Source organism: Rhizobacter sp. P2_G4, from assembly GCF_056403575.1.
In genome coordinates this window covers 84469-98370 of sequence record NZ_JBFUFG010000016.1, presented here as the reverse complement: position 1 = coordinate 98370, position 13902 = coordinate 84469, and the positions used below count along the sequence as shown (strand labels likewise).

At 60.9% G+C, this 13902-nt stretch carries 13 protein-coding genes and 1 tRNA gene; 11 read left to right on the top strand and 3 right to left on the bottom strand.

What is annotated here, in order from left to right; all coding sequences use genetic code 11:
• The 10 genes from AC1DYS_RS30410 to groL all read left to right on the top strand — a co-directional run.
• A partial coding sequence (locus AC1DYS_RS30410) for a polyprenyl synthetase family protein (protein ID WP_477905537.1) occupies positions 1 to 316 on the top strand: 316 nt, incomplete at its 5' end.
• Positions 317 to 359: 43 nt separating this feature from the next.
• Positions 360 to 436: transfer RNA gene (locus AC1DYS_RS30405), tRNA-Pro, on the top strand.
• Between the two features lie 140 nt (positions 437 to 576).
• On the top strand, positions 577 to 2304 hold the full coding sequence (gene pilB / locus AC1DYS_RS30400) for a type IV-A pilus assembly ATPase PilB (RefSeq protein ID WP_477905539.1): 1728 nt from the start codon (positions 577 to 579) through the stop codon (positions 2302 to 2304).
• A 68-nt stretch (positions 2305 to 2372) separates the two neighbouring features.
• A complete protein-coding gene (locus AC1DYS_RS30395; RefSeq protein WP_477905536.1) occupies positions 2373 to 3599 on the top strand; it encodes a type II secretion system F family protein in 1227 nt (408 codons plus the stop codon).
• Between the two features lie 9 nt (positions 3600 to 3608).
• A complete protein-coding gene (locus AC1DYS_RS30390; protein WP_477905534.1) occupies positions 3609 to 4535 on the top strand; it encodes a prepilin peptidase in 927 nt (308 codons plus the stop codon).
• An 18-nt stretch (positions 4536 to 4553) separates the two neighbouring features.
• Positions 4554 to 5198 carry a dephospho-CoA kinase gene (coaE, locus tag AC1DYS_RS30385; protein WP_477905532.1) on the top strand — a complete coding sequence of 215 codons (645 nt, stop codon included), beginning with the start codon at positions 4554 to 4556 and terminating at the stop codon, positions 5196 to 5198.
• The gene (gene zapD / locus AC1DYS_RS30380; protein ID WP_477905530.1) at positions 5195 to 5950 is read left to right on the top strand and encodes a cell division protein ZapD; all 756 of its coding nucleotides are present in this window, start codon (positions 5195 to 5197) and stop codon (positions 5948 to 5950) included. Before coaE ends, zapD begins: the two co-directional genes overlap by 4 nt.
• A complete protein-coding gene (locus AC1DYS_RS30375) occupies positions 5947 to 6189 on the top strand; it encodes a DNA gyrase inhibitor YacG (RefSeq protein ID WP_477905528.1) in 243 nt (80 codons plus the stop codon). The genes zapD and AC1DYS_RS30375 overlap by 4 nt, the downstream gene beginning before the upstream one ends.
• 155 nt (positions 6190 to 6344) lie before the next feature.
• Positions 6345 to 6635 (top strand): co-chaperone GroES, encoded by a 291-nt coding sequence (gene groES / locus AC1DYS_RS30370; RefSeq protein WP_047493456.1) that lies wholly within the window; start codon positions 6345 to 6347, stop codon positions 6633 to 6635.
• A 117-nt stretch (positions 6636 to 6752) separates the two neighbouring features.
• Positions 6753 to 8402 carry a chaperonin GroEL gene (groL, locus tag AC1DYS_RS30365; RefSeq protein ID WP_477905525.1) on the top strand — a complete coding sequence of 550 codons (1650 nt, stop codon included), beginning with the start codon at positions 6753 to 6755 and terminating at the stop codon, positions 8400 to 8402.
• Between the two features lie 68 nt (positions 8403 to 8470).
• Here the strand turns inward: groL and AC1DYS_RS30360 are convergent, their stop codons facing one another.
• Positions 8471 to 9877, bottom strand: coding sequence for a hypothetical protein (locus AC1DYS_RS30360; RefSeq protein WP_477905523.1), 1407 nt, complete (start codon positions 9875 to 9877; stop codon positions 8471 to 8473).
• Positions 9878 to 10106: 229 nt separating this feature from the next.
• Between AC1DYS_RS30360 and AC1DYS_RS30355 the strand changes: the two genes are divergently transcribed.
• Positions 10107 to 12260 (top strand): DUF1631 family protein, encoded by a 2154-nt coding sequence (locus tag AC1DYS_RS30355; RefSeq protein WP_477905522.1) that lies wholly within the window; start codon positions 10107 to 10109, stop codon positions 12258 to 12260.
• Positions 12261 to 12274: 14 nt separating this feature from the next.
• On the opposite strand, the gene AC1DYS_RS30350 is transcribed toward AC1DYS_RS30355, so the two are convergent.
• On the bottom strand, positions 12275 to 13183 hold the full coding sequence (locus AC1DYS_RS30350; RefSeq protein WP_477905520.1) for an alpha/beta fold hydrolase: 909 nt from the start codon (positions 13181 to 13183) through the stop codon (positions 12275 to 12277).
• Entirely contained in the window at positions 13180 to 13875 is a 696-nt protein-coding gene (yihA, locus tag AC1DYS_RS30345) for a ribosome biogenesis GTP-binding protein YihA/YsxC (protein ID WP_477905518.1), read from the bottom strand. The genes AC1DYS_RS30350 and yihA overlap by 4 nt, the downstream gene beginning before the upstream one ends.
• Positions 13876 to 13902 lie beyond the last annotated feature (27 nt).

Sequence of the window (13902 nt, the reverse complement as noted above, 5' to 3'; positions counted from 1 at the left end):
GTCGACCTCCAAGCTGGGCAAAAACGTCGGGGACGATCTTCGTGAGGGAAAGCCGACACTGCCCCTGCTTATTGCGATGGAACGCGCAAGTAGCGACGAACGCCTGCTTATCCGTCACGCAATAGAGCAAGGTGAAGTCACTCGACTGGCCGAAATTGTGAACATCGTGCGTCGCACTGGGGCCCTGGAGGCAACGCGTGATGCGGCGCGGGCAGAAGCAAATAAAGCACGCCTTAGCCTGGCAGTCCTCCCACGGACTGTGTACAGTGAAGCTCTGCTAGAATTCTGTGTTCGATCGGTAGAGCGTTCGTCTTGACCCGATCAGCCAAAAGCGGGCCTTTTAAGGCCCCCTTTTTTATCGGGGTGTAGCTTAGCCTGGTAGAGCGCTACGTTCGGGACGTAGAGGCCGGAGGTTCGAATCCTCTCACCCCGACCAATCCACCGCTGATGCAAATTGTTGCAGCGTTCATGGTCGTGAATCGTGATTTGTTGCCGCTCCGAGCCAGGCTTCAGGTTTACAGCATCTGGCGAATCGGCGATCATCAATTGATATGCCTATCGTGACGTAACGCACACCTGCCCGTGGATACCCTCGCCGAAGTTCCCCAATCCGCGCTGTCTGGCGTAGCGCGGGTTTTGGTTCATGCTGGAAAGCTGAACGCGAAAGCTGCGGAAGACTTGGTCAAGTCATCCAAGGAAAAGAAAACCAGCTTCCTCTCGTCCGTTCTCGCCTCGGGGACAGTCTCCTCGGCAGATTTGGCGCATACGCTCTCCAGCGCACTTGCGCTTCCGTTGTTGGATCTCAACGCCGTTGATCCGCAACGCCTCCCGCGCAATGTCATCGACGTCAAGCTTGCTGCGCAGTATCAAGTCTTGGTGCTCGGCAAGCGCGGTAATCGCCTATTCATTGGAGGCGCTGACCCCACAGATCAAGAGGCCGCTGAACGGATCAAATTCGCTACCCAGCTGTCTCCTGAATGGGTCATCGTCGAGCATGACAAGCTAACGAAGATTCTCGAAGGTTCAGGCGCCAGCACAACTGAATCGCTTGAGAACATTGTTGGCGGGGATTTCGAGTTCGACGTCACCGACGACGAGAGCGCTGCAGCAGCTGAGACCCAAGAAGTCACTGCAGACGTAGAAGATGCGCCAGTGGTGCGCTTCCTGCAGAAAATGCTGATCGATGCAATCAATGCTCGTGCTTCCGATCTGCACTTCGAGCCCTACGAATACCACTACAGAGTTCGCTTCCGCGTCGATGGCGAATTGCGCGAGATCACGCAGCCGCCCATTGCAATCAAAGAAAAGCTGGCCTCTCGTATCAAGGTGATTTCGAGGCTCGACATTGCCGAAAAGCGTGTCCCCCAAGACGGGCGTATGAAGCTCAAGTTCGGCAACAAGGCCATCGACTTTCGCGTCAGCACATTGCCCACCCTGTTCGGGGAAAAGATCGTCATCCGGATCCTGGACCCATCAAGTGCCAAGCTTGGCATTGAGGCACTGGGTTACGAGAAGATCGAGAAAGATCGCTTGCTCAAATACATCGTGCGCCCTTACGGCATGATTTTGGTCACTGGCCCTACGGGTAGCGGCAAGACGGTTTCCTTGTACACGTGCCTGAATATTCTTAATCAACCTGGCGTGAATATTTCGACGGTGGAAGATCCCGCTGAAATCAATTTGCCGGGTATCAATCAGGTTAACGTGAACGACAAGGCGGGCTTGACGTTCTCCGCTGCCTTGAAATCGTTTCTGCGCCAAGATCCGGACGTAATTATGGTCGGGGAAATTCGTGATCTTGAGACGGCCGACATCGCCATCAAAGCCGCGCAGACCGGGCACATGGTCATGTCGACGCTTCACACGAACGACGCACCGACCACCTTGACACGGCTGTTGAACATGGGCGTAGCGCCTTTCAATATCGCGTCCAGCGTCTTACTCATCACGGCGCAACGTCTGACTCGCCGTCTTTGCGAAGTCTGCAAAGTACAAGCCGACTATCCGCGCGAAGCGATGTTGAAGGCGGGTTATTTGGAGAGCGACTTGGACGGCACCTGGCGTCCGTACCGAGCAGTCGGGTGCCCAGCCTGCAGCAATGGCTACAGAGGCCGGGTTGGCATCTACCAGGTGATGCCGATCAGCGAAGAAATTCAGCGAATCATCCTGTCTGAAGGCACGGCGATGGACATTTCAGACCAGGCGACCCGCGATGGAGTGCGGGACTTGCGACAGTCTGGCCTTGTCAAAGTGCGGGCAGGTTTCACCACGCTCGAAGAAGTCATCGCAGCAACCAACGAGTAGCCCCTCCGGGCATTCCGACCTCACACAACTATCAACGGGACGAGGACAGAAGTTTCCTCGGAGACACCATGGCAACCGCAACAGCAACAGCGACAAAAAACGTCAAGGAATTTGTCTTCGAGTGGGAAGGGAAGGACAAGAATGGCAAGTTGGTTCGCGGTGAAGTGCGCGCCGGCGGAGAAGCTGTGGTCAGCGCCAGCCTGCGGCGACAAGGGATATTGATCACCAAGGTGAAGAAGCGCCGCACAAGCGGCGGCAAGGCGATCAAGCAGAAAGACATCGCCATATTCACCCGTCAGCTGTCTACGATGATGCGTGCCGGTGTACCTCTGCTTCAGGCCTTCGATATCGTGGCCCGAGGTAGTACCAACGCCCGGATGACCAAGCTCATCACAGACGTCCGAAATGACGTGGAGACAGGGACAAGCCTGTCCTCTGCCTTCCGCAAGCATCCACTGTATTTTGATGCGCTCTATTGCAACTTGGTTGAAGCCGGTGAGGCCGGTGGCATTTTGGACACGCTTCTTGATCGGCTCGCTATTTATCAAGAAAAGACGATGGCCATCAGAAACAAGATCAAATCTGCCTTGATTTATCCTGTGGCCGTGATGGTGGTAGCGTTTGTCGTGCTTGCGGTCATCATGTTGTTCGTCATTCCAGTCTTCAAGGAGGTGTTTACTTCATTTGGAGCAGATCTACCCGCCCCCACGATGTTCGTAATCGGAATGTCCGAGATCTTCGTGAAGTACTGGTGGGCGATCTTCGGCTTTTTGGGTGGCGGGATCTATTTCTTCTTCGAGTCTTGGAAACGTTCGGAGAAGATGCAGCGGACCATGGATCGGTTGCTTCTGAAAGTGCCAATCTTTGGCGACCTCGTTAACAAGTCAGCAATAGCCCGCTGGACACGCACGCTGGCAACGATGTTTGCAGCGGGCGTGCCTTTGGTGGAAGCGCTGGATTCCGTCGGTGGCGCTTCGGGCAACGCCGTATTCAAAGACGCCACCGATCAAATTCAGAAGGATGTTTCGACCGGCGCGAGCTTGACTGCATCGATGCAGACAACCGGTGTCTTTCCAACCATGGTGATACAGATGTGCGCTATTGGTGAGGAGTCGGGCTCCCTGGATGCAATGCTAGGTAAGGCCGCTGAGTTCTATGAGGACGAAGTAGACGAAGCCGTCAAGGGACTTTCATCGCTGATGGAACCGTTCATCATCGTCATCTTGGGAACACTTATTGGCGGCATCGTTGTATCGATGTACTTGCCAATCTTCAAACTCGGCGCGGTGGTCTGAACGATACCGATGAGCTTGCCTGGTGCTGAACTACTTCTGTCACCCTGGATCTTGGCCCTGTTCGGGCTATGCATCGGGAGCTTCCTAAATGTGGTGATCCATCGTCTTCCGCTGATGATGGATCGGGGCTGGTGGGGTGAGGTAGCGACTCAGTTGAGTGACGCCGAAGCCTATCGTCGTGTCTTCGGCGCCCCTCCGTCTTCAGCGTTGACGGAGACTGGCAAATCGCTCCATCAGGCGTTAAGTGCCCTGGGTCCGTTGAGCCTCAGTCACCCCCGTTCTCGTTGCCCTTCATGCGGGCACATGATCGCTTGGCACGAAAACATTCCTGTCATCAGCTATCTCCGCCTTAGCGGGCGGTGCGCCGAATGCAAGACGCGCATCTCGCCTCGCTATCCCCTGGTAGAGCTTTTGACGGGCGCACTCTTTGCCGCTGTAGGTTGGCGTTTTGGTGCGGCACCTACCGCGTTGCTCTGGTGTTTCGTGGTCGCCGTGCTCGTCGCTCTTGCCGGAATCGATTGGGACACCACCCTGCTGCCCGACACCCTCACCTTTCCCTTGCTATGGGCCGGCCTGTTGGCTGGGGTTCTTGGGTGGACGATCCCCTTGCCGCAGGCAATCTGGGGCGCTGTCGTTGGCTATTTGTCGTTGTGGTCGGTGTATTGGCTGTTCAAGCTCACCACCGGCAAAGAAGGCATGGGTTACGGTGACTTCAAGCTGCTCGCAGCGTTGGGCGCCTGGCTCGGCTGGCAGATGATTCTTCCCATTGTGCTGGGTGCTTCGGTCATCGGCGCAGTGGTCGGCATTGCGATGAAGATGTCCAGCAATCTGCGCGAGGGACGGTACGTCCCTTTCGGGCCCTTTCTGGCCGGTGGTGGCATCGTTGTGATGCTCGCAGGCCAGCAACGCGTTCTGGGCTGGCTAGGCTGGGCCTGACGCGCCAGCAACATCTTCATGGCTGCCGCAACCAGCCTGCGCATTGGCCTCACAGGAGGCATTGGCAGCGGCAAGAGCACCGTTGCTCGTGAACTCGTGAAGCTCGGAGCGGCCCTAGTCGACACCGACGCGATTGCGCGTTCGCTGGTGCTCCCGGGCGGTGCTGCCATCGATGCAATTCGTGCTCTGTTTGGCGCCGCCATCATTGACCCCGATGGTGCGTTGGATCGGGTTCGCATGCGAGAGCTGGTCTTTGCCGATGCTGCTGCGAAAGGCCGACTCGAAGCCATCCTCCACCCCATGATCGGTATCGAGTGTGATCGCCAGGCGAAAGCCGCGGCCGGATGTCCGGTGGTTTTCGACGTTCCGTTGCTCGTCGAATCGGCTCGCTGGCGGGCCCGTGTCGATCGGGTCCTCGTCGTTGACTGCAGTGAAGGCACACAGATCGAACGGGTGATGCAACGCTCGAGTTGGTCACGCGACGCCGTGCAGGCAGTCATTGCCCAACAAGCCACCCGAGAAGCTCGCCGAGCTGCAGCAGATGCCGTCATCCGCAACGAAAACCTCAGCCTGCCGCAACTTGCGGAGGAGATTGGTGTCCTATGGCAACGCTGGATGCATATGGAACAATGCCGGCGTTCGCGCGGAGCACACCCACCTTGATCCTGTACGAGTACCCCTTCAACGAGAGCATTCGCACCATGTTGCGGCTCGAACACCTGTTCGACCGCCTTGGCCGGCTGATGCCCCGAGACGAGACCGTGGATCACCACTACGCGCTCGCCACGCTGTTCGAAATCATGGACGTCGCCTCGCGTGCCGACTTGAAATCGGACCTGTTGAAGGAACTCGACCGTCAGCGCACTTTGCTCAACGGTTACCGCGGCAACCCGTCGATCTCGGACGACGTACTCAACCAGGTGATCACCAAGGTCGACCACGCGTTCAATGGCCTGAACCAGTTGCCGGGCAAAGCGGGTCACGCGCTCACCAGCAACGAGTGGCTGATGAGCATTCGCAGCCGCATCAGCATCCCCGGTGGCACCTGTGAATTCGACCTGCCCGCCTACTACGCTTGGCAGCAGCACGAACCGGCCCGACGCCGCACCGACCTCAACCACTGGGTGAGCACCTTGATGCCGCTGGCGGAAGCCTTGAAGGTGCTGCTCGGCTTGCTGCGCGACACCGGCGCGCCCCACAAGGTGGTTACGCAGGGCGGGCAGTTCCAACAAAGCCTACCCGCTGGCCGTGTTTTTCATCTGCTGCGTTTGCGAATCGACCCCGCAGCGCAACTGATTCCCGAAATCAGCGGTCATCGCCTCATGGTGATGGTGCGCCTGATGCGCCAGGACGCCGAAGGTCGCCTCAAACCGGCTGGCGTGGACACCAGCTTTGAACTGACCTTGTGCTCATGAGTCCCGAGCAGTCGCCGGCCCGCCCCATGCGGAGGATCGTCACCTGCCCGACCTGCGGTGGCGAGAGCGTCTACGCTCTCGACAATCCCTTCCGACCGTTCTGCAGCGAGCGCTGCAAGAACGTCGACTTCGGCGCCTGGGCCAGCGAGAGCTACCGGTTGGAAGCCCGCCCGACCCCGTCGGACGACGCGGACGCTGAAGGCAACGATTTGATCCCACGCGATCAGTCGGGCTCTTGAAACCCGCGCTTCGACCCCTATAATTCCATTTGCTAGCACTCGACCCCTTTGAGTGCTAACGGTTGAGGCAAGGCCCAGCCGTCTGCAAAGTCGATGAGCGCAGCGTCGCTCATTCCAACCCAGAAGATCGCTTTCTGAGCCATCAAGGAGATGCTATGAAACTTCGTCCGTTGCACGATCGCGTGATCGTCAAGCGCCTGGAACAAGAAACCAAGACTGCCTCCGGCATCGTGATCCCCGACAACGCCGCCGAAAAGCCTGACCAAGGCGAAGTGCTTGCCGTCGGCCCCGGCAAGCGCAGCGAAAAGGGTGACTTCATCGCCCTGAACATCAAGGTCGGCGACCGCGTCCTGTTCGGCAAGTACAGCGGCCAGACCGTCAAGGTCGATGGCGACGAGCTGCTGGTGATGCGCGAAGAAGACCTCTTCGCCGTTGTCGAAAAGTAAATCGACAGAACGACGATTTACTTTCGTCGAAGGCTAACTTCGCGTCGCGAAGTTAAGGGCGAAAAGCCCGGCCGAAGACAAAAGTAATCAACCCCAATATTGAATCGGAGATAAGACATGGCAGCAAAAGACGTCATCTTTGGCGGCGAGGCACGTGCCCGCATGGTCGAAGGCGTGAACATCCTGGCTAATGCAGTCAAGGTGACCTTGGGCCCCAAGGGTCGCAATGTGGTGCTCGAGCGCTCGTTCGGCGCTCCCACCGTGACCAAGGACGGTGTGTCCGTGGCCAAGGAAATCGAACTCAAGGACAAGCTCCAGAACATGGGCGCTCAGATGGTTAAGGAAGTTGCTTCCAAGACCTCTGACATCGCTGGCGACGGCACCACCACCGCCACCGTGCTCGCTCAAGCCATCGTCCGCGAAGGCATGAAGTACGTGGCCGCCGGCATGAACCCGATGGACCTGAAGCGCGGTATCGACAAGGCTGTCACAGCCCTGGTCGAGCAGCTGAAGAAGGCCTCGAAGGCCACCACCACCTCCAAGGAAATCGCGCAAGTCGGCTCCATCTCGGCCAACAGCGACGAAACCATCGGCAAGATCATTGCCGACGCGATGGACAAAGTCGGCAAGGAAGGCGTCATCACTGTCGAAGACGGCAAGTCGCTGGAGTCCGAGCTTGAAGTCGTCGAAGGCATGCAGTTCGACCGCGGCTACCTGTCGCCTTACTTCATCAACAACCCCGAGAAGCAATCGGCGCTGTTGGACAACCCCTTCGTGCTGCTCTACGACAAGAAGATCAGCAACATCCGCGACCTGCTCCCCACGCTGGAACAAGTGGCGAAGTCGGGCCGTCCGCTGCTGATCATTGCCGAAGAAGTCGAAGGCGAAGCACTCGCCACGCTGGTGGTCAACACCATCCGCGGCATCCTGAAGGTTGTGGCCGTCAAGGCGCCTGGCTTCGGTGACCGCCGCAAGGCCATGCTCGAAGACATCGCCATCCTGACGGGCGGCAAGGTCATCGCCGAAGAAGTCGGCCTGACGCTCGAGAAGGTCACCCTGGCCGACCTGGGCCAAGCCAAGCGCGTTGAAGTGGGCAAGGAAAACACCACCATCATCGACGGCGCCGGCGCCGGCGCCGACAWCGAAGCCCGCGTCAAGCAAGTGCGCGTGCAGATCGAAGAAGCCACCAGCGACTACGACCGCGAGAAGCTCCAAGAGCGCGTGGCCAAGCTGGCTGGCGGCGTGGCCGTCATCAAGGTCGGTGCTGCCACCGAAGTCGAGATGAAGGAAAAGAAGGCCCGCGTTGAAGACGCACTGCACGCAACCCGCGCAGCCGTCGAAGAAGGCATCGTGGCCGGTGGTGGCGTGGCTCTGCTGCGCGCCAAGCAACAAGCTGGCGCCATCAAGGGCGACAACCCCGATCAGGAAGCCGGCATCAAGCTGGTGCTGCGCGCCATCGAAGCGCCGCTGCGCGAGATCGTCTACAACGCCGGCGGCGAAGCCAGCGTGGTCGTCAATGCCGTGCTGAACGGCAAGGGCAACTACGGCTTCAATGCAGCCAACGACACCTATGGCGACATGATCGAGATGGGCATCCTGGATCCGACCAAGGTGACCCGCACGGCGCTGCAAAACGCAGCCTCGGTCGCCTCACTGATGCTGACGACCGAAGCCATGGTCGCTGAGTCCCCGAAGGACGAAGCACCTGCTGGCGGTGGCGGCATGGGCGGCATGGGCGGCATGGGCGGCATGGGCATGGACATGTAAGTCCAGGCACTGCGCCTCTGCGAAAGGGCTGCTTCGGCAGCCCTTTTTTCCTTTATGAGGCGCTTGGATCAGGCCGCTTGCTGCATGCGGAGGCTGCCGATGCTTGCCAGTGTCGGCCGATCACGCAGATCCACCGTCAACTTGGCGCCCGGCCGGTCAAACCGGTAGCAGCGCCCCGTCGCCGGCCCGACCACCATGAGCGCGGTCGCACCCACGTACTCGAACACCGCGCGCTGACGCAGCACCAGATCGGGCTGCGCCGTGGAGTCGACGGCGTGGAGAGTCGCACGCAGATTCGCGACGTCGCCAACCTCCCCGCTTGCCCGGTCGCTTTCTGCACCCCGCTCAGCATGAACCTGCGCACGAGGCACACACAGGTCGATGCGTCGCAGATTGGCGATGTTGTCATACGGCGCCGTCTCGAACTTCAGAGTGAAGCCGGCCCCCAGCACCTGCACGATCACATCCGGACGCTGCGAAGCCGCGGGGAGGTGGACCGCCTCTTTGCCGGCTCGATGGAACCGAAAAATGTAGTTGCCGAGCTCATCTGTGATTGCCATGCCCAGGTCCTCGCGCAGGCCGGTGCCGGTGTACGGGCCACCGCCCTTTTCTGTTGCTGTGCGGTCGTAATCCTGGAAACGCAGTTGCAAGCACGGGGCGGATTCCATCTGGCAACGAAAGCGAATGGCGGCATCGCGTATCTTGGCAATCGTCTCCAAATCACTGTGCGCCAGTCGGCTGACCCCGGCTCTGAGCGGCAACGGCTTGAACGGCACGCGTTTGATCGTGGTTCGCAGCGCACTCACGGCGCGAGCTTCGATCTGGTCAAGCCGGGCTGCATTGGCGTTCATGTCCTCGCCAATCGTTGCCGAGACCTCTGGTTCAGGCACGCGCGCGGGTTCCGACTGGAACAAGAGGCCCACCGCCACATTGGGCAGACCGGTGGGAAGCAGCAACGGCGTCACGTCGGACGCATGCCCTGCGCGAGCCGGGTAGAGCTTCTCAATCAAATCAGCCAACTGCGGATGGCGCGCGCGAACTGCGTCCAGATGCCGAGCTGAGTCGATCACGATGTAGTCGTCGCGGCCCGGATTGAAGAGGCACGCGCCCGAGTAGGTCTTGACGGCACCGTAGACCACGTAGTCCGCCTGGCTGGCTGGCAAGGAGCAGCCCAGCACCAGGTCGTCGTAGTCGTCATCCAGCCCGCCGTCGTTCGCTGCGATCTCGAACTGCAACAGGCCGCCCATCACGCCAGGCAGACCGATGCGCTGGGCCGAATCTTGCCAAGCCCTGCCGGTGGGACGGTGCTGGACATTGACCGTCCACTGCGCGCCGGTCACGAAGACGGCATTACCCACGACGCCGTCGTACGTGCCGTTGCCGGTGATCGCCCCGCTGACGACGAAACGCTGGGCAAACGCCGCGTTCCTGCCTTTGACGCGCAGTGTCCAGTTGCCTTGCATGGTGATGGCCATGATCGAACCTCCTGAGTTACATCGGCCCCGCCCCCCGGAAAAGGAATCGAGACTCAATGCCACTGCAGTGTTCTGCGGACGTCCTGAATGCGTCCTTGAGCGAGCTGAAAGTTCCTGAAAGGCCGGCCCCCTAGTCCAAAGGAGGTATCCCCGCAACAGTCGCCGACATGCCCTGTTCCATTGGGTGTGCCGCTGGTTTGAAAACGCCCGTCCGGGGTCAAAATGGCGCATGTCCATCGCACCGCTTCTGCAGCGCTTCGTCGACGACGAGCTCAATCGCTCGGCCGATCTCATCTCGAAGACCCTGGCCAGCACGCTGGAGCAGCTACGCCAGCCGCGCGACAGCCTGCTGACCGCGAGCGAACGCAAGCACTACTTCGATCTGGTTCAGGTGCTTCAGCAGAACCAGGCGCTGTACCAGCGCAGCTTCGTCGAGGCCTTGCGCAAGCTGGTGCAAGCCGACCTGGTGCCCGGAGCACATGGCCAGCCCACCGTCGTCTCTTCTGGCCTGAGCGGGCTGGAGCTGATGGACGAAACGCGCGTCGAATCCGACATCGAGATTTCGCGCGCCATCCAGCAAATCGACACCGGCGCCGAGTGGGAACTGCGTGAACTGCAGACCTTCACGTCCACGCTGCGGGGCCAGACGCACGTGACGGCCGAGTCCAACCCCCTTCGCCCGCAGTCGTACGCACAGGCCTTGTGGCAGGCGTCCACGGCGTTGCCGGCAGCACCGGCACAACAGGTGATCTTGCTCCGCGTGTCGGCCACGGTGATCGCGGGCTTCCTGCGCCTCTCGTTTGCAGCGGCCTGCACGCGGCTCGAGTCCCAGGGCGTGACACCGGGGATTTACCGCACGGTGGTCATCACCCCAGGCTCGGGGCGCGAAGAACCACCCGAGATGGACGTGACCCGGCCCGGCGCGCTGGATGGGCTTCTGCGCAGCATGCCCACCGGCGACCCAGCCGCAGCCGGCACAGCCGAGGGGAAGCGACGGCCCTTGCCGATGGCAAGCCCGGAACTCGAACAAGCGCTGCTGCGTGTGGAGGAACTGCTGCGCCGCATGCCCGCTGCGGCGTTGTCCGGCCCCGACACCGACACGCCCCAACTGGCACAACACCGGGCTGCACTGATGTCCACCACGGGCGAGACCGTGGACCGGCAGATCATCGAGCTGCTCTCGCGGCTGTTCGAAACCATCTTGTCCGACCGCTCATTGCCGACGGGCCTGCATGGCGTGATCGCCCGGCTACAAGTCTCGGCGTTGCGCATCGCCTTGCTCGACCCGAGCATGCTCGACGCCTATGACCACCCGGTATGGGTGCTGATGGACCGCATCGTCAGCACCACGACGGCCTATCCGCATCCCGCCGATCCTCGTCTGACAGCGCTTCTCAGCTTCTGTGAGACGCTGGTGAGCGACATGGCCAGCGAGGTGCTTCAAGACAGCGCGCTGTATCGCCGCAGCATCGCCCGGCTTGACGCCTTTGCCGCCGAGCAACTCAAGCAGCAACAGCGCACTGCGCAGGCCACCATCGACGCACTGGCGCGCGCCGAGCAGGCGGAGCAGATGCAGCGCAATCTGTCAGCTCGGTTGGTCGAGCAGATGGTGCACGTCCCGGCCAGCAGCGTGATCCGCCGCTTCGTCACCATCACCTGGGCACGCGCACTAACCGAGTCGGTGCAGCGTTTTGGCGATCAGAGCGAGCAGACCGCCGGCTACCTGAAGGCAGTGGACGAGTTGTTGTGGAGCCTGAAGCTGCCGAGCCATCCGCAAAGCCGTCAGCGCCTAGTGGGCTTGTTGCCCGACCTGCTGCAGCGCCTGCGCAGCGGCATGGCGTTGATCGACGTGCCGGCCACCGAGCAGCAGGCCGTGCTCGACGAGCTGATGAAAGTTCACTCCGAAGCCCTGCGGCCGGGCGCACGCAATGCACCCGCAGCGGCCGCCGAGGAGTTGTCACCCGAAGAAATCGTGCGTCGCATGCGCGAAGAAGTTCAGGTGGATCCGGAACCGCTCGACACGCCGCCCTTCAGCGATTCGCTCATCGACCTCGCCTCGATGGAAACCGTGCCCGCGGAGTTGATGAACGCCGATGCCGCCCAACACAGCGACAACCCGCAAGAGTGGGTCAAGCACATGGCCGTGGGCGAGCGCTACCGGATCTTCTTGCAAGGCACATGGACGCAGGTGCAATTGCTGTGGCACAGCGAGCAGAGGCGCTTCTATCTGTTCGCTGGCGAAACCCCGCTGCGCACCCACTCGGTCACCCAGCGAGCCCTCGAGCGTCTGCGGGCTGTGGAGCTTCTCGGACCCTTGCATGCGCACTCGCTGATCCAGCGTGCCGTCGATGGCATGTTGCGCAATCTGGCGCGCCCTGGCTGACCAAAAATCCTGAATCAATGACTGGCGAGGGCAGCTTCAATCTCGCGGGCAACGAATTCAGGCCTTTCGTGGACGATCCAGTGCGTCGCGCCCGGTACGCGGGTCACGGTCAACTGGGGAACGAAAGCGTCCAGGCCATCGAGCAATCCCGGCGGCAGCGCAATATCGGCCTCGGCCCAGATCACGTGGGTCGGCACGTTGACCGTCACGAATTCCGGGGGGAAGCTGAGTGCCATCACCGGTGAATCCGGCGCCGTTGGCGGGCGCAAAGGTGAAGCGCGGTAGTAGTTCAGCGCCCCAGTCAAACCGGCGCGCCACACCGCGCGGTACTGGTCTTTCACCGCCCCGGTGAGCCAGCCACCGCCAGGGTGGCCCGCATCGGTGGCACCCATGTTGGTCAACAACGGCCACATGCGCGCGAAGTCGTTTTCGCTCAGCAGTGCCTCGGCATCGGGGCGGCACAAAAAATTCATGTACTCGCTCGCAGCCTGTTGCTCCGGGCTGGTCTGCAATTCGCGCAGGAAGGTGGCGGGGTGCGGCGAGTTGATGATCACCAGCCGCTGCAACACCTCAGGGTGCTGCGCGGCCAGGTTCCAGGCCACGGCACCGCCCCAGTCGTGCGCCACCAAGGCAGCCAGTGGTGCGCCTACTTGYTGCTTGATGAACGCCAGCAAGTCACCCACCAAGTGCTTGGCGCGGTAGGCCTGCACTTCCAGCGGGGCAGACGATTGCTCGAAGCCGCGCAGATTCGGCGCGATGCAGCGGTAGCGATCGCCGAAGTGCGTCAGCAGCTCGTCCCAGACAAAAGCCGCCTCGGGGAATCCATGCAGAAAGAGCAGCGCCGGCGCGTTGGCCGGCCCCGCCACACGGCAGTGCAGCGTGATGCCATGAGGAAGCTCGGCATAGATGCTCTCGATGCTCATGACGGGTGCACCCAGGCGTGCAACACGCTCGCCGCGTCGCCCACGCCCGATTTCTTGAGCGCAGAAAACAGCGTCACGCTCACATCGGCTTCATCGGTAGACACCTCGCCCAGCACCTCTTGCGCGGTCGCAAGCGTGGCGTTGGCCTCGGTTCGGTTGAGCTTGTCCGACTTGGTCAGCAACACCAGGAGCTTGACCGACCCATTGCCCACCCGTGGCGACACGAACTCGAGCAATTTGCGGTCGAGATCGGTGAAGCCGAGGCGTGAATCGACCATCAGCACCACTCCTGTCAGGCTGCGGCGCAACTCCAGGTAGTCGGCCATCACCTGCTGCCAGCGAAGCTTCGCGCCCTTCGCCACTGCGGCATAGCCGTAGCCCGGCAGATCGGCGAACAAGGAGTTGGGCGCCAGCTTCGGCCCCAACTCGAACAGGTTGATGTGCTGCGTGCGGCCGGGTGTCTTGGAGGCAAACGCCAGGCGCTTTTGCTGCGTCAGCGTGTTGATCGCAGTGGACTTGCCAGCATTCGAGCGGCCGACGAAGGCAATCTCGGGCAACTCGATTTGCGGCAACTGGTTGAGCAGGCTGGCGGTGGTGAGAAAGCGCGCCGTGTGCGTCCACGCCAAGGCGGTTTTCTCGGCATCGACGGGCGATACAGTGACCGAAGGATTGGAATTGTTTTGCTCGGTCATTCAGACGCCCAAAGCCGTCATTGTAAA